Below are 19,626 nucleotides of genomic sequence, written 5' to 3'. Positions count from 1 at the left end.
GGCGTATACTTGCCCTTATGCGTCAGCCACATAAGGAGTAAGGAATGACCGATTTGGCCCACTACATTACGGACTACGGTTACTGGGCGTTGTTTATCGGCTGCCTGGCGGAAGGGGAGACCATCACGCTGCTGGGCGGCATCGCCGCCCACGAAGGGCTGCTGCACTGGCCGTGGGTGATCGCGGTGGTGGCGCTGGGCGGCATGATGGGAGACCAGTTGCTGTACTTCGCCGGCCGCCGGTTTGAAGGCCGCGTCATCTCGCGGCTCAAGGGACAGGAAAAGCGCATCGCGCGCGCCAGAAGGCTGATCGCTCGCCACCCGATGCTGTTCGTTATCGGGGTGCGCTTTATGTACGGTTTCCGCATCATCGGCCCGGTGCTGATCGGCGCCAGCCGCCTGCCGCCGTCGCGCTTCGTACCGCTCAATATCCTCGGCGCTATTTTATGGGCGACGATCTTCGTCATGCTCGGTTATTTTGGTGGCCAGGCGATCGAACGCTTCGTTACCGGCTTCGACAAAAAACTCTCCGGCCTGCTGTTTGTCGCGCTGGCGATCGCCGCCATCCTGCTGGTGCGTTTCTGGTGGCGTAAACGCCACCCGGAGTAATGAAGCTCAGCGGCTAAGCATCAGCTTGATGCCCAACAGCGCCAGCACGCCGCCGCTCAGGCGATCGAACCATGCCTTGAAGTGCAGATAAATCCGGCGCGGGCGCGGCGAAGAGAGCACGAAGGCGACAAAGGCGTACCACGCCACATCGACCGCCAGCGCGATCAAGGGTAGTGCCACATACATCCACGGCGCGATCGCGTGGCTGAGCAACGCGGCGAACACGCTGGCAAAAACGATGGCCGTATTCGGGTTGCCCAATTGAGTCAGCAGACCGGTGGTGAAGGCTTTACGCCATCCCAGTGGCTGCCCGCCAACTCCATCCACGTTTAGCGGCCGGTTCGCGCCGCGCAGCATGTTGAACGCCAGATAGATAAGATAGGCGCCGCCCAATAGCTTCAACGTCCCGTAAAGCCACGGCAGCGCCAGCAACAGCGACTGCAGCCCAAGCAGGGCCAACAGTGCAAAGACAAAGCATCCGACGCCCATTCCCAGCGCGACCGCCATGCCGTCGCCCCGTGAGGAAGCCACCGCCGTACGCGCCACCAGAATAAAGCTTTGCCCCGGGCTCATCGCCCCCAGCGCAATCGCGCCGGTAATGCTTATTATCGACAGCACCGTCTCGCTCAACATGCCCACTCTCCCGTTGTCATTTTTTATTCAAACTAGCGCAGAGGTGAAAACAAAAGCAATGGCGATGCATCAAGATCCCTGCGGCGCCGCGCGCATCAGCTCGACCAGCTCGCGCGCCGCCTTGTCCAGCGGGCGGTTCTTCAGCCAGATCAAATGCATCGGCAAGCGCAGCTCGTTCTTGGTATTTTTGAATTTCAGCCGCACCAGCCGCCCCTGCGCCAGCAGCGGCTCGGCCAGCGACAGCGGGAAATTGCCCCACCCCAGCCCCGCCTCCACCATGTTCAGCGCCATCGGTAGGCTGTCGGTGCGCCAATACGCCTCCGCCACCTGCGGGCGCAGATCGCCGATCGGCAGATCGCGGCTGGCCACCATGATCTGCCGCACGTTGACCAGATCTTCGAGAAACAGCTCACCCGCCGCGCCGTCCAGCGCCGGATGCTGCGGCGACAGCATCGCCACCAGCGATTCCGCGCCGACGAAGTGAAACTGTTCCGCGCTGTTGACGTTCAGCCCGCCGAACGCCAGACAAACGCCGATGCGCTCCTGATGCAGCATGTGCAGCACGTCGTCCTGCGGCGCGCTGAGCACTTCAATGTTCAGCAGCGGATAACGCTGCGACAGCGTTTTCACCGCCGCCAGCAGGCCGGCGCCGTTAATATCCGACGCCACGCCGATCGAAAGCCGGCTCTCCAGCCCCTGGGATAGCTCGATGGCGTGCACCTGCAGCTGCTTGAGCTGCCCGGCGATCAGGCGGGCGTGCGGCGCCAGGGCCAGCGCCAGCGCGGTCGGCGTCGGTTCGCGGTGAGAACGGTCGAACAAGGCGAAACCGAGCTCCGCCTCCATGTTGGCGATGCCCATGCTGACCGCAGACGGTACGCGCCGCAACGCGCGGGCGGCGGCGGAAAATGAGCCGCGGTCGAGCACCGCCAAAAACAGTTCGATGTTGTCGCTGGAAAAATTCATCGCTCAACCTGTCAGAAAAACTGACAGCTCCTGACTTTTTCTATCAATGTGATTGACGTTATCTTAGCCGCCGTCGCCACAGAGGCAACTAAAAACAGATCGGGAGAAAACGATGCAAGGCGTCAAACGCAAACTGGTGTATGTCACCGCTTATGAAATCATCGGCATGGCGATCTCGGCGCTGGGGCTGGCGCTGCTGTCGGGCCATGCGCCAAGCAGCACCGGGCCGCTGGCGGTGGTGATCACCACCATCGCGGTAAGCTGGAACTTTATTTACAACTATTTATTCGAGTGGTGGGAAAGCCGCCAGGTGTCGCGCACCCGCACGCTCAAACGCCGCATTTTGCACGCCGTCGGCTTTCAGCTGACGCTGGTGGTGTATCTGATCCCGCTGATCGCCTGGTGGATGGGCATCACGCTGTGGCAGGCGCTGCTGCTGGATATGGCGCTGATCGTCATCATTCCTTGCTACACCTTCCTGTTTAACTGGGCGTTCGACAAGCTGTTCGGCCTGCCGGCTTCGGCTCTGCCGGCCGGTGAATCCGCCTAAGCCTCCCCCTCGTCCGATTCGCCTGCGCACGCTCATTGCCGCGCAGGCGCCATCGTTTTATTTTCCGCCCGCTTTCCCCCCTCACGCGAAATAACCTCCAAATCCCTTTAATTTGCACGGTAATTATTATTCTGTGATTTCAATCACTTTTATCGTTCGATATTTCCGTGTTGATAATGAGACTCATCTTACTGAATAATATGCGCTTTTGTTTTCAGTTTAAAAAATACACACCATTGTTCACACTTTGTACGCAGGTTTTTTTGCCACATTTATCGGGAAACGGTAGCATGCCACGCCGTTATTTAATGGCGGCTGTATACACAATAAACAGCGGAATGATGCCACGACCTCATTCTCATTACGATTGTTAATGGCAATCGTTTGCTCTGCAGCTCAGAGCGGAGTTCATCATAGACAGGTAAACAGGACGGATAATGCACTCACAAAAAAAGTCGGCGGATGACAAACACGCCGCCAGAAGACGCTGGCTAGACTCTCATGAATCCGGTTATCACAAAAGCATGGGCAACCGGCAAATCCAAATGATCGCCATCGGTGGCTCCATCGGTACCGGCTTGTTCCTCGGTACCGGCGGCCGTCTCGAGTTGGCCGGGCCGGCGCTGGCGCTGGTCTACCTGGTGTGCGGGATTTTCTCTTTCTTCATCCTGCGCGCGCTGGGCGAACTGGTGCTGCATCGCCCTTCCAGCGGCAGCTTCGTTTCTTACGCCCGCGAGTTTCTCGGTGAGAAAGCCTCTTACGTCGCCGGCTGGATGTATTTCCTCAACTGGGCGATGACCGGCATCGTCGACATCACCGCGGTGGCGCTATATATGCACTACTGGGGCACCTTTGCCGACGTGCCGCAGTGGCTGTTTGCCCTCGGCGCGCTCGGCATCGTCGCCACCATGAACATGATCGGCGTGAAGTGGTTCGCCGAGATGGAGTTCTGGTTCGCGCTGATCAAGGTCGTCGCTATCGCGCTGTTCCTGATTGTCGGCGTCGTCTTCCTCGGCACCGGCACCCCGGTCGCCGGCCACACCACCGGCATGCACCTGATCACCGAAAACGGCGGCATGTTCCCGCACGGCCTGCTGCCGGCGCTGGTGCTGGTGCAAGGGGTGATCTTCGCCTTCGCCGGCATCGAGCTTATCGGCACCGCCGCCGGCGAGTGTAAAGATCCGGCTAAAATGATGCCCAAAGCGATCAACAGCGTGATCTGGCGTATCGGTCTGTTCTACGTCGGCTCCGTGGTGCTGCTGGTGCTGCTGCTGCCGTGGAACGCCTATCAGGCCGGCCAAAGCCCGTTCGTGACCTTCTTCAGCAAGCTGGGCGTGCCTTACATCGGCACCATCATGAACATCGTGGTGTTGACCGCCGCGCTGTCCAGCCTCAACTCCGGCCTCTATTCCACCGGCCGCATCCTACGTTCACTGGCGATGGGCGGCTCCGCGCCGAAGCTGATGGCTAAAATGAGCAGCCAGCAGGTGCCTTACGCCGGCATCCTGGTTACCTGCGGCATCTACGTGATCGGCGTGGTGCTCAACTACCTGGTGCCGTCGCGGGTTTTCGAGATCGTGCTAAATATCGCTTCGCTGGGCATCATCGCCTCCTGGGCGTTTATCATCGTTTGCCAGATGCGCCTGCGCAAAGCCGTGCGCGAAGGCCGTGCGCAGCCGGTATCGTTCAGAATGCCGGGCGCGCCGTTCACCTCCTGGCTGACGCTGGCGTTCCTGCTGGTCGTCGTGGTGATGATGGCGTTCGATTATCCGAACGGCACCTGGACCATCGCCACCATTCCGGTGCTGGCGGTGCTGCTGATGCTGGGCTGGTTCGGCCTGCGCAAGCGCGCGCAGGAAGTGAAGCGGGAGCAGCAGGCTCACGAAGAGCAGAACCCGCACTGAATCGACAAACCGCCCTCCGGGGCGGTTTTTTTATCCGCTATAACCGGCCGTAAAACGTCATTCTGGCGCTTTCCGACAGCATGACATCCGGCTGCGCATTGTAGGCCAGCACCACCAGCATGCGCGTGGTGTCGCCTTCGGTCGGCGTCACCCGGTGCATGGCGTTGCGCCCGCGAAACAGCACTAAATCCCCCTCCTCCATCGCCAGCTGTTTGACCGCCCGCTCACCGTCCAGCACCTGCGTGACCCCGGCATAGTTCATCTCGCCGCGGTCGGCGTCGCGCAGGTTCTCCACGTATTCGAAACGGCCGCCCCCCTGCGGTTTCTGGATCAGCAGCGTGATGGCGAATGAGGAGTTGTCAAAATGCCAGCCCAGTTCCTGACCGGTGTGGGCGTAATGCAGGTTGATCGACGACAGCCGATCGGCGTAGGGATACAGCTGCGCCTCATCCAACACCGCGCAGAGAAACTCGCGAAACGCCGGAGCATCGTACAGCGCACGCAGCGGCGACTGCGATGGGATATCCTCGTCGGTAATGCAGCCCTTGGATGACACCACCAGCCGGTTGCGCGCATGGTCGGCCGGCAGCGCGTCGTCCTGCGGCCGTAGATACACGTTGTGTTTGCTGCTGGCGTAAAACGCCGCGTGGTGCTGTTCGGCACCTTCCAGCCTTACCGTCGCCAGCGCGGCGGGGCGCAGAAATCCCGGCAGCACCAGCGCGCCGGCGCGCGCCAGCGTTTGCCTGCAACGGGCGCGGAATGCGGCGTCGTCGATGGGATGGGCGGACAGATCGATAATATCGGCAAGTTGCGGCATGACGTTCCCCTCGTGTGCGATAGCCGGATGCTTCTCACTGTAGCGAATGGCGCATTGCCGCCATAACAAAAATACGTTATGGATAAGCTAACGAATTCTTAGCGATAGTCCTGCCCATGCCGCCACCGTCCCGTGCTCGCCTGCCCAAGCTGAGCGCCATTCTGGCGTTCGAAACCGCCGCTCGCACCGGCAGCCTGGCCCGTGCGGCGGATGTGCTGGCGCTGACCGCCGCCGCCGTCAGCCAGCAAATCCGCCAGCTCGAACAGCATCTGGGCATCACGCTGTTCATTCGCGCCAAAAGCGGCGTCACGCTGACCGAACAGGGCGCGGACTACCTGGCCTACGTGCAGGAGGCGTTCGAAACGCTGCGCGTGGCGCAGCAGCACGTCGAACGCCAGCGCGGCAAACAGGCGCTGACGGTGTTCGCCCTGCCGGCGCTGGCGTCTAAATGGCTGAATCCGGCGCTGGGCGACTGGCTGGCGCAGTGCCCCGACGGCGATTTGCGGCTGCACGCCACCCATGCGGCGGTCGATTTCGCCCATTCGGCGGCGGATTTCGCCCTGTGCTTCGGCGCTCAGGATTACCCGCTGCTGGAAAAGGTGCAGCTGTTTCAGGATTGGGTGCAGCCGGTGTGCAGCCCGGCGCTGCGCGAGTGCGGCGACTGGACGCAGCTGCCGCTGATCCACGTCGACTGGGGCAAGGAGAGCCAGTTTTTGCCGGGCTGGCACGAGTGGTTCACCGCCGCCGATCGGCCGCCGCCGCCGCGGCGCGGGCTAACCTATAACCTGACCTCGCTGGCCATCGACGCCGCCGTGCAAGGGCGCGGGGTGCTGCTCGGCCAGCGGCGGCTGATCGCCCGTGAACTGGCGGAAGGCCAGCTGGTCACCCTGGCCGAACCGGCGCTGCGGCTCAGCAAACCCTACTACGTAGTTTACCCGCCGCGCACGCTGGAAAAACCCGGCGCAGCGGCGTTTCTGGCCTGGTTGCAAACCCTCGTATCTACAGACCAAACCTGAACCCCGGCGGCGATGTTTGCTGGCGTCAGGCACAACCCTGAACGCTTAAGCCTCTCACCTCAGCCTGTTAATTTATCTCTGCCGACCGGGATCGCGAACCGATTCGCCCTTCGGCCACAATGTCATTTCCCTATGCCGCCGCCCCTGCAATCGCCATATTGCATCGGCCTCTTATTGTCCAAAACGAGGGCTATTCCATGATTTCATTAAATGATTACGCCAACCTGCGCAGCTATGCCGGTAGCGAAACCGCGGTGATGCTCGAAAACCGCTACCATCACGGCGTATTTACCCGAGACGATACGGATACCACCAGCCAGGACAACGGCGTCACCCTGCTCGTCGACGCGCAAAACCGCCGCTGGAAGCGCATCATCAATGACGGCGATTACAGCATCGATTGGTGGCACCTGCCGGGCGATGAACTGGATTACTCGCTGACCATTACCCGCGCGTGCAACTTCTTGCAGGTCAAAGGCGAAGAGTGGTGGCAGTTGCCTATCCCAACGACCCCGGCGGGGATTACTCTGGTTGGCCCCGGCGGCGTTCGCTCTTGTAAAACCACCGCGAACCTGAAGCTGTGGAAAAACGCCGTCGATTTTAAGGGCACCATTCTGGACTTCAGCGGCGCCACCAACATCGAGTGCGTACGCGTGCAATATTCGCTGGGAGCGCCGGCGATTTATAACCTGCGCATCGTGGGTGCCCCTGGCGCGGCGGCCAACCTGCGCGGCCTGTGCGTCTACAGCGATGCCTCAAACATGCACGGCCTGCCGGCCTGCCAACTGCTGGTGCAAAACGTCTGGCTGACCAACCTGTATAAAGGCATCGTCTTTGGCAATAACGCCTATATTCAGAGCTGGCATAGCATCATGGTGCGCGGCTGCTTCTGGCCGATCTGGTCTGAAACCACCGCTAACGCCGGCGAAAAAATCGTCTTCTACAAATGCCTGTTCGGCGACAGCAGAAACTATTATCAGGGGGTGCATGCCTTGGCCTTCCGCGATTGTTCATTCGACTACAGCGGCTTTAGCAATGAAACCGAACAGTTGGCCAATACCGACTATGGTTTGTTCGATCTTAAGGGCGGCACGCTGGACTTCAAAAATTGCCACTTCGAATGGGGCAACGCCAATTGCCGCAACTACCGGCCGGTCTTTACCAGCAACAACGGCGGTACGGTAAAAATCAAAGACAGCCAATGGCACAGCGTGATGACCAACAACACCGATGCCGGCAGCAACGTGCCCTACCAATACGTCGAGTATTTCTTCTTCGATAAGTCCAGCGATCTGAGCGGAAAATGTTATATCGACGGTTTCGATCTGGTGAACGCCGACATTAAAAAAGGCTGGTCCAACAACCATATTGAGATGAAAAAGATCGTCGCGCCCGGCTACATCAACATGTGGCGCCTGCTCTATCTGGGCGATGGCGTCAACCATCTGCCGGAGCCGAGCTGGAAAGAGAGCGGCGCGCTGGCATTGAATAACGTCTATGCCTTCGGCGGCGCACGCCTCTCGCAAACGGAGACCGCCGATCTGGCGGTGACGCTGCAAAACGGCGTGCTGACCGCCACCACCAAAACGGCGACGACAACGGACAAACGCGTCGAGATCTACTTCCCAATCGCGAAAAACGATCTGGTACTGTGGCGCGCCACGCTGGCAAACCTGAAAGGCCAGAGCAGCCTTGATGTCACCATCGGCACTTACCAAGGCAAGTATGTCCTGAATGGCGATGCCGGCGTCACTACCCTACTTGAAAAAGCTTGCCAGTGGGGGCGCACCGGCACGGTAACGCCGGCCGCTTCGGCAACGATGACCTCGGATCGCATCACTGCGCTTAACTCGTCGGAATATTTGCCGTTGCCTGAGGGCTATGTCAATTATGCCCGCATCGCCATCGTGCTGAAAAACTTTGTCGGCAGCGCCGCTCAGCCCACCTCGGTGGACATCACCCAACTGTTGTGTCAAAAGATCGACATCGTCTCCCGCAACCCGCGTAAATCCTGGTAACCGAACGGGCCCCGTCAGGGGCCTGTTTGCCATTAACGCGCGGTATAACCGCCGTCGATGCTGTAAAACGCGCCGGTGGTGAAACTGCTGTCGTCCGAAAGCAGAAAAGCCACCGTTTTCGCCACCTCTTCCCGCGTCGCCATCCTCCCCATCGGGTGCGAAGCGGCCATCTGCGCCCGCGCCGACGCTGGCAGTTTCCCCATCGCTGGCGTATCCACATAGCCCGGCCCGACGGCATTAACGCGCACGCCGTGCGTGGCGAATTCCAGCGCCGCCGAGCGCGTCAGGCCCAGCACGCCATGCTTGGCGGCGGTATAAGGTGCGATCCCGGCGATGCCCACCACGCCGTTGGCGGAAGAGAGGTTCACCACCGCCCCGCCGCCGCCGGCGACGATCGCCGGCAGGCCGTACTTCATGCCGAAAAACGTGCCGCTCAGGCAGGTGGCGATCACCTCGTGCCAATCTTCGACCGCGTACCGATCGATATCCACCTCGTGCGGGCCGGTGATCCCGGCGTTGTTGACCAGTAGATGCAGCGCGCCGCAGCGCCGCACGGTCTCTTCCATACCCTGCTGCACCGACTGCGCATCGCGCACGTCCATCCGCAACGTCATCACCCGCCGGCCGTCGGGATCGAGCCGCGCGGCGGCGGCGGTGAGAGGCGCTGCGTGGCGGCCGGTCATCACCACCGTGGCGCCGCGCCGAAACAGCTCGCCGGCGATCGCTTCGCCAATGCCGGTGGACGCGCCGGTCACCAGCGCCACCCGATGTTTGAAATCTTGCATAGCCGTTCTCCTGCAACGTTGAACTCAGGGGAACAGGCTAGCGCCGGCAAGTGACAGTTTGCGGCAGCAGCGACAGCGCAGCACGTAATGCGCTCACAAATGCCGCAAAGCCCGCTATTTTATGCCTACTTTTTCTCATGCGAGACTCCCTGTGGATACCCAACGCTACCTGCAGCATATCGGCTTTACCGGCACCGCCCGCCCTGACCTCCCCACGTTGCAACAGCTGCACCATCGCCACATGCTGAGCGTCCCGTTCGAGAACCTGAGCATTATTTATCATCAGGGTATTCAGCTGACGCCGGAGGCGCTGTTCAGCAAGGTGGTCGAGCGTAACCGCGGCGGTTTCTGTTATGAGCTGAACACGCTGTTTGCCCTGCTGCTGCGGGAGATCGGTTTCAAGGTGAGCTTCATCTCCGGCGAGATCCGCGCGCGCGACGGCCATTTCGGCCCGCCCTACGACCATCTGGCGCTGCGGGTGGATCTGGCGGGTCAGGCCTGGCTGGTGGACGTCGGTTTCGGCGATTCCTTCCTGACGCCGCTCAAAATCGTCGTTGCCGAGCCGCAACCGCAGGCCAGCGGCACTTTCCACCTGGAGCGGGAAGGCGAGTATTACCTGCTGGAGCGCCGCAACGGCGACCAACGCTCGCATGCCAAAACCCTGTATCGCTTTACCGTTCAGCCGCGTGAATTGCCTGAGTTCGACGAGATGTGCCACTTCCACAGCACTTCGCCGCAGTCGCATTTCACCCAACGCCTGGTGTGCTCACGGCCGACGGAGCACGGCCGGGTGACCCTCAGCGACATGAAGCTGATCGTGACCGAAGATCACCAGCGCCACGAAACGACGCTGCATTCGGAAGAGGAACGCCGCGCCGCGCTGTGGCAGCATTTCGCCATCGATTTGGATCGTTGACGACGCCGGTGGCGCCCTTTTATTACGATTCTGTTACATCGATTGCATAACCGCGCTTGGCTGATTGCCAGCACCGCGGCGGCAGGCATCATAGGGTCATGATTCGGCAACAGAGTGCGAAAATGATCCGTGTGATACTGGTGGATGACCATGTGGTGGTGCGCTCCGGCTTTGCGCAATTGCTCAGCCTCGAGGACGATATCGACGTGGTGGGGCAATACAGCAGCGCGGCGGCGGCCTGGCCGGCATTGCTGCGCGACGACGTCAGCGTCGCGGTGATGGACATCGCCATGCCGGATGAAAACGGCCTGAGCCTGTTGAAACGCCTGCGGGCGCAGAAGCCGCAGTTCCGCGCAATCATCCTCAGCATCTATGACTCCCCCACCTTCGTGCAGAGTGCGCTGGACGCCGGCGCCAGCGGCTATCTGACCAAACGCTGCGGGCCGGAAGAACTGGTGCAGGCGGTGCGCTCCGTCGAGATGGGCGGCCATTACCTGTGCGCCGACGCGCTGCGGGCGCTGCGCGGCGGCGAGCAGCCGGCCACGGCGCTGGAAGTGCTGACCCCGCGCGAGCGTGAAATATTCGATCTGCTGGTCAGAGGTGACAGCGTAAAGGAGATCGCTTTCAAGCTCGATCTCAGCCATAAAACGGTACACGTACATCGCGCCAACGTCCTGGGCAAGCTGCAGTGCAACAGCACCATTGAGCTGGTGCATTTCGCCCTCGAACATCAGCTGCTGGCGGGGCATTGATGTCACTCCGCTCACGGCGCTGGGTTATCTCGCTGTTTATCCTGTTGGCCTGGGGCAGTGGCTGGCTGATGCTGTGGACGCTCGGCTTCTATCTGACCCACAACGGCAATCAGGCAGCGCTGTTTCTGTCTCACGGCGTCTATCTCGCGCTGCTGATCTTGCTGGCGCGCCGCTATTGGCCCGCTCTGATAATACCGCCGGTGCTGCTGCTGTTCTGGCTGCACGGCGAACGCCTGCTGAGCGGCTACGGCCTGCTGGCCGCGCCGTTCATCACCCTGCTCCCGGCCGCGCTCGCGCAGCGATTCTGGCGCCGTTTTCCGCTCTACTGGCAGCGGCTGACGCTGCTGCTGGCTACCGTGACCGCCGCCTCGCTGCTCAATACCGCCCTGCTGTCGCCTTTCGCGCACAGCCCGGCGATGTTGCTCGGCCTGGCGTCGTTTACCGGCGGCGTTTTGCTGACCCCGTTCGTCTACCTGATCTTTGAATTTCTGCGCCAACAGCACCGTTACCACCTGCTGGGGCTGGACACCACCAATCCGCCGCTGCGCGCCTCCTTAATCATCTGGTGCAGCCTGTTTTTCGTTATCGGCATCGGTACGCAGATGGTGCTATCGCCGGAAATCGAGCGCCTGCTGCTGATCGTGGTGTTTTTGCCGAACGTGGTGATGGCGTGGAAGTTCGGTTGGCAGGGCGGCGTGTTGTCCGGCCTGCTCGGCAGCATGATGATCACCCTCGCCCGGCAGGTCGGCGTAGGGTTCGGCAATCTGGTCGAGCTGGAAATCTTTCTGGCGACGCAGGCGCTGCTCGGCATCGGCCTGGGCATCGCCATCAGCCGCCAGCAACACCTGGCGCAAAACCTGCACCATTATCGCCGACGCCTGGAAGAAGAGCTGGCGGCGCGGCGGGCGCTGACCGAAAAACTGATCCACACCGAAGAAGACACGCGAAAAAACCTGGCGCGCGAGCTGCACGATGAAATCGGCCAGAACATCACCGCGATTCAAATCCAGTCGCAGCTGGTCAAGCGGGCGCGCGATCCGGCGCAAACCCAGGCCGCCGCGAACCAGATAGCCGATCTCGCCCGGCGCATTCATCACTCCACGCGCCAGCTGCTGCGCCAGCTTCGCCCGCCCGCGCTGGACGAGCTGGCGTTCAAAGACGCGCTTCACCACCTGCTGAATGAATTCGCCTTTAGCGAACGGGGCATCCGTTGCCATTTCGACTACCGACTCATCGACACGCCCGCCGGCGAGACGGTGCGCTTCACCCTCTACCGGCTGCTGCAAGAGCTGCTCAACAACGTGTGCAAACACGCCGAAGCCAGCGAAGTCGCCATCGTCTTGTATCAACAGGGTGAGCTTTTGCACCTCGAGGTGCGGGACAACGGCATCGGCATCCGTGCGGACAAGGAGCCTGGCTTCGGCATTCAGGGGATGCGCGAACGGGTCAGCGCACTCGGCGGCGAACTGACGCTGGAAACGCAGCGCGGCACCCGGGTAATTGTTAACCTGCCCACAAATTTGCAACAAACCGCCGACTAACTAGGAAAAAGTCTTAGCCACTCCGGACTTTCTCTCATCCCCTTTCCCTTTCACCTTCTTATAGTCAGCACCAGGGAGGCGGCTATGCAAGCACGCTCGGCATCTGAAATCGATCATCGTTACCGCGCGCTGCGCCCGCGACTGCTGCTGTATATGGTCATCGGGTACGCCGCCTTTTACCTGACGCGCAAAAGCGTGAATTACGTGCTGCCGGCGCTGCAAACGGATTTGGGGCTGGATAAAGGGGACATTGGCCTGCTCGGCTCGCTGTTTTATCTGAGCTACGGCCTGTCGAAATTCGCCGCCGGGTTGTGGCACGACGGCCATGGGCAGCGCGGGTTTATGGGGATCGGCCTGTTCGCCACCGGTTTGCTGAACGTGGCGTTCGCCTTCGGCGAATCGCTGACGCTGCTGCTGGCGGTCTGGGCGCTGAACGGCTTCTTTCAGGGCTGGGGCTGGCCGCCCTGCGCGCGGCTGCTGACCCACTGGTATTCGCGCAATGAGCGTGGCTTCTGGTGGGGCTGCTGGAATATGTCGATCAACCTCGGCGGCGCGATCGTGCCGTTGATCAGCGCCTTCGCCGCCCAGCGCTGGGGCTGGCAGGCGGCGATGTTGATCCCGGGGGCCGTCAGCATGGTGCTGGGCATCTGGCTCACGCGGCAGCTGACAGGCACGCCGCAGGAAGAAGGCCTGCCGTCGGTCGGCCAGTGGCGCCACGATCCGCTGGAGCTGCGCCAGGAACAGCAAAGCCCGCCGATGGGGCTGTGGCAGATGTTGCGCACCACGATGCTGAAGAACCCGATGATCTGGCTGCTCGGCGTCTCTTACGTGCTGGTCTACCTGATCCGCATCGCGTTGAACGACTGGGGCAACCTGTGGCTGACGGAAAGCCACGGCGTCAACCTGCTCAGCGCCAATGCGACGGTGATGCTGTTCGAGATAGGCGGCCTGCTCGGTGCGCTGTTCGCCGGCTGGGGTTCGGATGTGCTGTTCGGCGGGCAGCGCGCGCCGATGATTTTGCTGTTCACGCTCGGGCTGATGGTTTCCGTCGCCGCGCTGTGGCTGGCGCCGGTGCATCACTACGCGCTGCTGGCGGGCTGTTTTTTCGCGGTGGGCTTCTTTGTCTTCGGCCCACAGATGCTGATTGGCCTCGCCGCCGTGGAATGCGGGCACAAAGGCGCCGCGGGCTCCATCACCGGCTTTCTCGGCCTGTTCGCCTATCTGGGGGCGGCGCTGGCGGGCTGGCCGCTGTCGCGGGTTATCGAAGGCTATGGCTGGTCAGGCATGTTCAGTTGGCTGTCGATCGCTGCCGTTCTTATGGGTTTATTGCTGATGCCGCTGCTGATGGCGAGCGTTACCACCTCTACCGAGAGAAGGATAAAACAATGAAAAAAACGTGGGTCACTACCCTGATAGCATCCGGCATCGCACTGGCCACGCTGAGCGGCGCCGCGCACGCCAAGGGCCGCCTGGTGGTTTACTGCAGCGCCACCAATGAAATGTGCGAAGCGGAAACCAAAGCCTTCGGCGAGAAATATGACGTGAAAACCGCGTTTATCCGCAACGGTTCCGGCAGCACGCTGGCAAAAGTGGACGCCGAGAAGAAGAACCCGCAGGCGGACGTCTGGTACGGCGGCACGCTCGATCCGCAATCCCAGGCCGGTGAAATGGGGCTGCTGCAACCGTACAAATCGCCCAATCTCGAACAAGTCATGACGCAATTCCGCGATCCAGCCAAGCTGAAAGGCAACTACTCCTCGGCGGTCTACGTCGGCATTCTCGGCTTTGGCGTCAATACCCAGCGCCTGAAAGAGAAAAACCTGCCGGTGCCCAAGTGCTGGAAAGACCTGACCAAACCGGAATACAAAGGCGAGATTCAAATCGCCGATCCGCAAAGTTCCGGCACCGCCTACACCGCGCTGGCGACCTTTGCCCAACTGTGGGGAGACGATCAGGCGTTCGATTACCTCAAGCAGCTGAACGCCAACGTTTCGCAGTACACCAAGTCCGGCATTGCCCCGGCGCGCAACGCCGCCCGCGGTGAAACGGCGATCGGCATCGGTTTCCTGCATGACTACTCGCTCGAAAAAGAACAGGGCGCGCCGCTTGAGCTGATCTCGCCGTGTGAAGGCACCGGCTACGAAATCGGCGGCGTCAGCATCCTCAAAGGCGCGCGCAACCTCGATAACGCCAAACTGTTCGTGGACTGGGTGCTGTCGAAAGAGGCGCAGGAGCTGGCGTGGAAGAAAGGCAAATCCTATCAGATCCTGACCAACACCACCGCCGATACCTCGCCGAACTCGCTGAAGCTCGACGATCTGAAACTGATCAACTACGACATGGACAAGTACGGCTCGACCGAGGTCCGCAAGGCGCTGATCAATAAATGGGTCAGCGAAGTCAAGATGGGTAAATAAACCCACATTCTGCGCCTGTTGCCGGGTAAGCTTCACGCCTTACCCGGCCTGAACATCCGGGAAACTTATGTCACATACACATGCACTCCATCTCGTGAAAAAACGAGATGCGATATTCCTTTGGGTTTTGCTTGGCTGGCTGGCGTTCGCCCTGCTGCCGAGCTGGAGCCTGGATTACGGCCTGCTGGAATCCACCAGCGATGAAATCCTCGCGGCCTACGGCTGGTCACACCGCAATATCAGCTGGCTTTGGTGCCTGCTACCGAGCCTGCTGCTGCTGCGTCCTTACGCTGCGGCGGGCCGTGAGCAGCGGCGCCGCCACGCGTTCGATGCCGGCTGGGCGCTGCTGTGCATGGCCTTTATCGTCGTCAGCGCCACGGTGGCGGGACGCGGCTTAGGCTACGCCACCCTGGTGCAATTGACCGCGCTGGGCGCCATCATGACGCTAGCGCTGACCCGCCTCGACTGGCTGGGCGGCGACCGTTTCGTTATCGGTGCGCTGGTCACCATCGTAGCGCTGATCGGCGTCTTCATCGTCTGGCCGAGCATCGCGATTTTCATTCCGATGTTCACCGACCAGACGGGTGCATTCGCGCCGCTGGCGTTTATGAACGTGCTGTCGCAGGCGCATATCGTTCAGGTGATCCTCAACTCCATCGTCCTGTCGATCGCGGTGGGCGCCGGCTGCACCTTCTTCGGCCTGGTGCTGGCGATTTACACCACCCGCATCGCCAAGCGCAGCGCCATTATCGGCCGCATCTTCTCCATCCTGCCCATCGTCACGCCGCCGTTCGTCGTCGGCCTGGGCGTCACGCTGATGATGGGGCGTTCCGGCTACGTCACCGAGTGGATGGTGGCCTGGTTCGGCCTGACCAACACCAACTGGCTGTACGGTTTTACCGGCATCTGGCTGGCGCAGGTGCTGGCATTCACGCCGATGGCGTTCATGATCCTCGACGGCGCGATCAAGACCATTCATCCTTCGCTGGAAGAGGCCTCCTACACCCTGCGCGCCAGCCGTTGGCAAACCTTTAACGGCGTGTTCGTACCGCTGCTGAAACCGGCGCTGGCCAACGCGTTTCTGATCGTGGTGGTGCAATCGCTGGCCGACTTCAGCAACCCGCTGGTGCTCGGCGGCAACTTCGACGTGCTGGCGACGCAAATTTATTTCTACATCACCGGCTCGCAGCTCGACTATCAGGCCGCCAGCACCCTCGGCGCCTTCCTGCTGCTGTTCTCGCTGCTGGTGTTCTGCATCCAGTACCTGTGGATCGGCAAGCGTTCCTACGTCACCGTGTCCGGCAAATCCTACCGCGGCGACGTACAGCCGCTGCCGGTCACGCTGGTGTGGGGCGTGATCGCGTTGCTGGCGGTGTGGGTAGCCTTTAATGCCCTGCTTTACGGCAGCATTTTCTACGGCAGCTTCACCGTCAACTGGGGAGTGGACTACACGCTGACGCTGGATAACTTCATCAAGCTGTTCGGCCAGGGCATGAGCGACGGCGCGTGGCCTTCGCTGCTCGACACGCTGCTATACGCCGGGATCGCCGCGCCGATCACCGCCGCGTTCGGTCTGCTGATCGCCTGGATCGTGGTGCGCCAGCAGTTCAAGGGCAAAAAGACCATCGAGTTCACCACCATGCTGTGCTTTGCGGTGCCGGGCACCGTGGCGGGCGTCTCTTACATTCTCGCCTTCAACAGCGCGCCGGTGTACCTCACCGGGACGGCCGCCATCGTGATTATCTCGATGGTGATGCGCAACGTGCCGGTAGGCATTCGCGCCGGGATCGCCGGGCTGGGCCAGATAGACAAATCGCTGGACGAAGCCTCGCTCAGCCTGCGCGCCGGCTCGCTGCGCACCATCACGCACATCCTGCTGCCGCTGCTGCGCCCGGCGATCCTGTCGGCGCTGATCTACAGCTTCGTGCGCGCCATCACTACCGTCAGCGCCATCGTCTTCCTGGTCACCCCCGATACCCGCGTGGCCACCGCCTACATCCTCAACCGCGTGGAAGACGGCGAATACGGCGTGGCGATCGCCTACGGTTCAATTCTGATCGTGGTGATGCTGGCGATTATTTTCCTCTTTGACTGGCTGATCGGCGAGGCACGCATCTCCCGTTCAAAAGCCAAAAACCAGGCGTAATGGAGCCCATGATGAGCCAGAAAAATTTCGTTGAACTGCGTAACGTCTCCAAACGGTTCGGCAGCAACACGGTAATCGATAACATCACGCTCACCATCCCACGGGGGCAAATGGTGACGCTGCTCGGCCCTTCCGGCTGCGGCAAGACCACCATTTTGCGCCTGGTGGCCGGGCTGGAGAAACCGAGCGACGGGCAGATATTCATTGATGGTGAAGACGTTACCCATCGTTCCATCCAGCAGCGTGACATCTGCATGGTGTTTCAGTCTTATGCCCTGTTCCCGCATATGTCGCTGGGGGAGAACGTCGGCTATGGGCTGAAGATGCTCGGCATTCCGCGCGCCGAAGTGAAAGCGCGCGTGCAGGAAGCGCTGGCGATGGTGGATCTGGCGGGGTTCGACGATCGCTATGTCGATCAGATCTCCGGCGGTCAACAGCAGCGCGTGGCGCTGGCGCGCGCGCTGATCCTCAAGCCGAAAGTGCTGCTGTTCGACGAGCCGTTGAGCAATCTCGACGCCAACCTGCGCCGCAGCATGCGCGAAAAGATCCGCGAGCTGCAAAAGCAGTTTGATATCACTTCGCTGTACGTTACCCACGATCAGAGCGAGGCTTTCGCGGTCTCCGACACCGTGCTGGTGATGAACAAGGGCCATATCATGCAGATGGGCTCGCCGCAGGATCTCTATCGGCAGCCGGCGTCGCGCTTTATGGCGAGCTTTATGGGGGACGCTAACCTGTTCCCGGCCAACTTCAGCGCCGATCATGTCGATATCAGCGGCTATCGCCTGCCACGTCCTGCGCATTTTGCCGCCCAGGGCACCGGCACGGTGGGCGTGCGACCGGAGGCGATCACGTTGAGTGAGCATGGCGATGAAAGCCAGCGCTGCGTGATCCAACATGTCGCCTACATGGGGCCGCAGTATGAGGTGACGGTGGCATGGCACGGGCAGCAGATTTTGCTGCAGGTTAACGCCACCCGCCTGCAGCCGAACGTCGGCGAGCACTATTATCTGGAAATTCATCCCTACGGCATGTTTATGCTGGCGGACGCGGCATAATAAGCATCACCCTTAAGCGTTAGAATAACGGTCATTCCGTATGGAATGACCGGAAATAATTGCCAAAAAAAACCGTATTTATCTATTTTTACAATTCCGCCCAACTCCTTGTTCAGCCGAGAAATAAATAAATTCGCATTCATTAAAAAATAACCAATAAGGCCACCGAGGGTGATATTTTTATTTGGATAGGGTAAGCTTAATCCCGCAGTCGAAATTATTTAACGGCCAACTCAAGGAGAAATTCATGAGCAACAATGCAAACGCACAGGCGCAGCTGGATAATTTACGCAACGTCGCTTCTCAGCTGAAGGAAATGCGCCACTATGCGCAGGCGAATACCGAGACGCTCTCCGCACACTGGCTGGCCTTCGATCAGGGGGAATGCAAAAATAAGGCGTTCGCCGAAGCCATTAACGACCTGTTGAATAAACAGGGCGCCTGCCTGGAAGGGCTGGAAAAAACCATTCAGGATATCGAGATAGAATTAAATCGTCTTGATAAAGCCGCCTGATAATACATATTTAAATAAACCCGCCGAGCGCGGGTTTATTTTTAGCTGCGGCAGATGACACGCGCAATATCCCCTGACGTCGTCAGCGCGCGTATTTCGCTGAACAGTTCGGTAGCTTCGTCATATTCTTTACGCAAATAGCCCAGCCACTGTTTGATGCGCGCCACGTGATACAGACCGGTGTCGCCCTGCTTTTCCAGATGGACGTATTTTTGCAGCAGCTCAACCACCTGCGGCCAGGGCATACGCGGTTCGTTATACTTCACCACCCGGCTCAGGTTCGGCACGTTGAGCGCGCCGCGCCCCAGCATGATGGCGTCGCAGCCGGTCGCCTGCAGGCAATCCTGCGCGCTCTGGTAATCCCAGATCTCGCCGTTGGCGACAACCGGGATGCTCAGCCGCTGACGGATCTCACCGATCGCCGCCCAGTTGATGCGATCCGCCTTGTAACCGTCCTCTTTGGTGCGGCCGTGCACCGTCAGTTCGCTGGCGCCCGCCTGCTGCACCGCATCGGCGATTTCAAAGCTGCGGCTGGAGGAATCCCAGCCCAGACGCACCTTCACCGTGACCGGCAGATGGGCCGGCACCGCCGCGCGCATCGCCTTGGCGCCCTGGTAGATCAATTCCGGATCTTTGAGCAGCGTCGCCCCGCCGCCGCTGCCGTTCACCAGCTTGGACGGGCAGCCGCAGTTGAGATCGACGCCGTAAGAGCCCAGCTCTACCGCACGCGCGGCGTTCTCCGCCAGCCACTGTGGGTACTGCCCCAGCAGCTGTACCCGCACCTGCGTGCCCGACGGCGTGCGGCTGGCGTGACGCAGCTCCGGGCACAGCCGGTAGAACGACTTGGCCGGCAGCAGCTGATCGACCACGCGCAAAAATTCGGTGATGCACAGATCGTAGTCGTTCACTTCGGTGAGCAACTCACGCACCAAAGAGTCGAGAACGCCCTCCATCGGAGCCAATAATACGCGCATGACCAATCCCAGCT

At 60.7% G+C, this 19,626-nt stretch carries 18 protein-coding genes; 13 read left to right on the top strand and 5 right to left on the bottom strand.

All coding sequences use genetic code 11. The annotated features are described in order from the left end of the window. Positions 1–44: 44 nt before the first annotated feature. Entirely contained in the window at positions 45–608 is a 564-nt protein-coding gene (locus tag ACJ8J4_RS11445) for a DedA family protein (protein WP_025301947.1), read from the top strand. A gap of 6 nt (positions 609–614) precedes the next feature. On the opposite strand, the gene ACJ8J4_RS11440 is transcribed toward ACJ8J4_RS11445, so the two are convergent. Continuing rightward, positions 615–1,241, bottom strand: coding sequence for a LysE family translocator (locus tag ACJ8J4_RS11440; protein ID WP_049295203.1), 627 nt, complete (start codon positions 1,239–1,241; stop codon positions 615–617). A gap of 69 nt (positions 1,242–1,310) precedes the next feature. Further along, positions 1,311–2,204, bottom strand: a complete 894-nt coding sequence (locus ACJ8J4_RS11435; RefSeq protein WP_049295202.1) for a LysR family transcriptional regulator — start codon at positions 2,202–2,204, stop codon at positions 1,311–1,313. A 112-nt stretch (positions 2,205–2,316) separates the two neighbouring features. Between ACJ8J4_RS11435 and ACJ8J4_RS11430 the strand changes: the two genes are divergently transcribed. Together ACJ8J4_RS11430 and ansP are read left to right on the top strand one after the other, a co-directional pair. Next, positions 2,317–2,754, top strand: a complete 438-nt coding sequence (locus ACJ8J4_RS11430; protein ID WP_004939694.1) for a PACE efflux transporter — start codon at positions 2,317–2,319, stop codon at positions 2,752–2,754. 437 nt (positions 2,755–3,191) lie between these two features. Further along, positions 3,192–4,658 (top strand): L-asparagine permease, encoded by a 1,467-nt coding sequence (gene ansP, locus ACJ8J4_RS11425; RefSeq protein WP_264383873.1) that lies wholly within the window; start codon positions 3,192–3,194, stop codon positions 4,656–4,658. A 37-nt stretch (positions 4,659–4,695) separates the two neighbouring features. On the opposite strand, the gene ACJ8J4_RS11420 is transcribed toward ansP, so the two are convergent. Further along, positions 4,696–5,475, bottom strand: a complete 780-nt coding sequence (locus ACJ8J4_RS11420) for a HalD/BesD family halogenase (RefSeq protein ID WP_025301944.1) — start codon at positions 5,473–5,475, stop codon at positions 4,696–4,698. 116 nt (positions 5,476–5,591) lie between these two features. Here ACJ8J4_RS11420 and ACJ8J4_RS11415 point away from each other — a divergent pair, with 116 nt between their 5' ends. Beyond that, positions 5,592–6,491, top strand: a complete 900-nt coding sequence (locus ACJ8J4_RS11415) for a LysR substrate-binding domain-containing protein (RefSeq protein WP_197758569.1) — start codon at positions 5,592–5,594, stop codon at positions 6,489–6,491. Positions 6,492–6,688: 197 nt separating this feature from the next. Beyond that, complete coding sequence (locus ACJ8J4_RS11410) at positions 6,689–8,509, top strand: hypothetical protein (RefSeq protein WP_049203821.1); 1,821 nt, start codon at positions 6,689–6,691, stop codon at positions 8,507–8,509. 32 nt (positions 8,510–8,541) lie between these two features. On the opposite strand, the gene ACJ8J4_RS11405 is transcribed toward ACJ8J4_RS11410, so the two are convergent. Continuing rightward, a complete protein-coding gene (locus ACJ8J4_RS11405; RefSeq protein ID WP_197758565.1) occupies positions 8,542–9,294 on the bottom strand; it encodes an SDR family NAD(P)-dependent oxidoreductase in 753 nt (250 codons plus the stop codon). A 151-nt stretch (positions 9,295–9,445) separates the two neighbouring features. Between ACJ8J4_RS11405 and ACJ8J4_RS11400 the strand changes: the two genes are divergently transcribed. The 8 genes from ACJ8J4_RS11400 to ACJ8J4_RS11365 all read left to right on the top strand — a co-directional run bounded on the left by ACJ8J4_RS11400 (position 9,446) and on the right by ACJ8J4_RS11365 (position 18,638). Next, positions 9,446–10,210, top strand: coding sequence for an arylamine N-acetyltransferase family protein (locus ACJ8J4_RS11400; RefSeq protein WP_025301941.1), 765 nt, complete (start codon positions 9,446–9,448; stop codon positions 10,208–10,210). Between the two features lie 122 nt (positions 10,211–10,332). Then, a complete protein-coding gene (locus ACJ8J4_RS11395; RefSeq protein WP_049203928.1) occupies positions 10,333–10,962 on the top strand; it encodes a response regulator transcription factor in 630 nt (209 codons plus the stop codon). Beyond that, positions 10,962–12,503 (top strand): MASE1 domain-containing sensor histidine kinase, encoded by a 1,542-nt coding sequence (locus ACJ8J4_RS11390; RefSeq protein ID WP_060447605.1) that lies wholly within the window; start codon positions 10,962–10,964, stop codon positions 12,501–12,503. The genes ACJ8J4_RS11395 and ACJ8J4_RS11390 overlap by 1 nt, the downstream gene beginning before the upstream one ends. A 60-nt stretch (positions 12,504–12,563) precedes the next feature. Then, positions 12,564–13,892 carry an MFS transporter family glucose-6-phosphate receptor UhpC gene (gene uhpC, locus ACJ8J4_RS11385; protein WP_442516076.1) on the top strand — a complete coding sequence of 443 codons (1,329 nt, stop codon included), beginning with the start codon at positions 12,564–12,566 and terminating at the stop codon, positions 13,890–13,892. Further along, a complete protein-coding gene (locus ACJ8J4_RS11380; RefSeq protein ID WP_043136733.1) occupies positions 13,889–14,920 on the top strand; it encodes an ABC transporter substrate-binding protein in 1,032 nt (343 codons plus the stop codon). The genes uhpC and ACJ8J4_RS11380 overlap by 4 nt, the downstream gene beginning before the upstream one ends. A 67-nt stretch (positions 14,921–14,987) precedes the next feature. Beyond that, on the top strand, positions 14,988–17,066 hold the full coding sequence (locus tag ACJ8J4_RS11375; protein WP_197835232.1) for an ABC transporter permease: 2,079 nt from the start codon (positions 14,988–14,990) through the stop codon (positions 17,064–17,066). An 11-nt stretch (positions 17,067–17,077) separates the two neighbouring features. Beyond that, on the top strand, positions 17,078–18,124 hold the full coding sequence (fbpC, locus tag ACJ8J4_RS11370) for a ferric ABC transporter ATP-binding protein (RefSeq protein ID WP_025301935.1): 1,047 nt from the start codon (positions 17,078–17,080) through the stop codon (positions 18,122–18,124). A gap of 247 nt (positions 18,125–18,371) precedes the next feature. After that, positions 18,372–18,638 carry a hypothetical protein gene (locus ACJ8J4_RS11365; RefSeq protein WP_004939738.1) on the top strand — a complete coding sequence of 89 codons (267 nt, stop codon included), beginning with the start codon at positions 18,372–18,374 and terminating at the stop codon, positions 18,636–18,638. Between the two features lie 41 nt (positions 18,639–18,679). Here the strand turns inward: ACJ8J4_RS11365 and dusC are convergent, their stop codons facing one another. Then, positions 18,680–19,612 (bottom strand): tRNA dihydrouridine(16) synthase DusC, encoded by a 933-nt coding sequence (gene dusC, locus ACJ8J4_RS11360; RefSeq protein WP_025301934.1) that lies wholly within the window; start codon positions 19,610–19,612, stop codon positions 18,680–18,682. Between the last annotated feature and the right edge of the window lie 14 nt (positions 19,613–19,626).

Origin of the sequence: Serratia sp. CY47280, from assembly GCF_052168655.1 — a bacterium.
Lineage (GTDB): Bacteria > Pseudomonadota > Gammaproteobacteria > Enterobacterales > Enterobacteriaceae > Serratia > Serratia bockelmannii.
Note: the sequence above shows the minus strand (reverse complement) of the source record. Positions and strands in the feature narration are given on the sequence as shown.

What these genes read in the sequence shown, in the direction of transcription:
- ACJ8J4_RS11430 (WP_004939694.1), top strand. Translation starts at nt 2,317, where the DNA reads ATGCAAGGCGTCAAACGCAAACTGGTGTATGTCACCGCTTATGAAATC.
- ACJ8J4_RS11405 (WP_197758565.1), bottom strand. Translation starts at nt 9,294, where the DNA reads ATGCAAGATTTCAAACATCGGGTGGCGCTGGTGACCGGCGCGTCCACC.
- ACJ8J4_RS11375 (WP_197835232.1), top strand. Translation starts at nt 14,988, where the DNA reads ATGTCACATACACATGCACTCCATCTCGTGAAAAAACGAGATGCGATA.
- ACJ8J4_RS11415 (WP_197758569.1), top strand. Translation starts at nt 5,592, where the DNA reads ATGCCGCCACCGTCCCGTGCTCGCCTGCCCAAGCTGAGCGCCATTCTG.
- ACJ8J4_RS11365 (WP_004939738.1), top strand. Translation starts at nt 18,372, where the DNA reads ATGAGCAACAATGCAAACGCACAGGCGCAGCTGGATAATTTACGCAAC.
- ACJ8J4_RS11390 (WP_060447605.1), top strand. Translation starts at nt 10,962, where the DNA reads ATGTCACTCCGCTCACGGCGCTGGGTTATCTCGCTGTTTATCCTGTTG.
- ACJ8J4_RS11435 (WP_049295202.1), bottom strand. Translation starts at nt 2,204, where the DNA reads ATGAATTTTTCCAGCGACAACATCGAACTGTTTTTGGCGGTGCTCGAC.
- ACJ8J4_RS11445 (WP_025301947.1), top strand. Translation starts at nt 45, where the DNA reads ATGACCGATTTGGCCCACTACATTACGGACTACGGTTACTGGGCGTTG.
- ACJ8J4_RS11395 (WP_049203928.1), top strand. Translation starts at nt 10,333, where the DNA reads ATGATCCGTGTGATACTGGTGGATGACCATGTGGTGGTGCGCTCCGGC.
- fbpC (WP_025301935.1), top strand. Translation starts at nt 17,078, where the DNA reads ATGAGCCAGAAAAATTTCGTTGAACTGCGTAACGTCTCCAAACGGTTC.
- ACJ8J4_RS11420 (WP_025301944.1), bottom strand. Translation starts at nt 5,475, where the DNA reads ATGCCGCAACTTGCCGATATTATCGATCTGTCCGCCCATCCCATCGAC.
- dusC (WP_025301934.1), bottom strand. Translation starts at nt 19,612, where the DNA reads ATGCGCGTATTATTGGCTCCGATGGAGGGCGTTCTCGACTCTTTGGTG.
- ACJ8J4_RS11410 (WP_049203821.1), top strand. Translation starts at nt 6,689, where the DNA reads ATGATTTCATTAAATGATTACGCCAACCTGCGCAGCTATGCCGGTAGC.
- ACJ8J4_RS11380 (WP_043136733.1), top strand. Translation starts at nt 13,889, where the DNA reads ATGAAAAAAACGTGGGTCACTACCCTGATAGCATCCGGCATCGCACTG.
- ACJ8J4_RS11440 (WP_049295203.1), bottom strand. Translation starts at nt 1,241, where the DNA reads ATGTTGAGCGAGACGGTGCTGTCGATAATAAGCATTACCGGCGCGATT.
- ansP (WP_264383873.1), top strand. Translation starts at nt 3,192, where the DNA reads ATGCACTCACAAAAAAAGTCGGCGGATGACAAACACGCCGCCAGAAGA.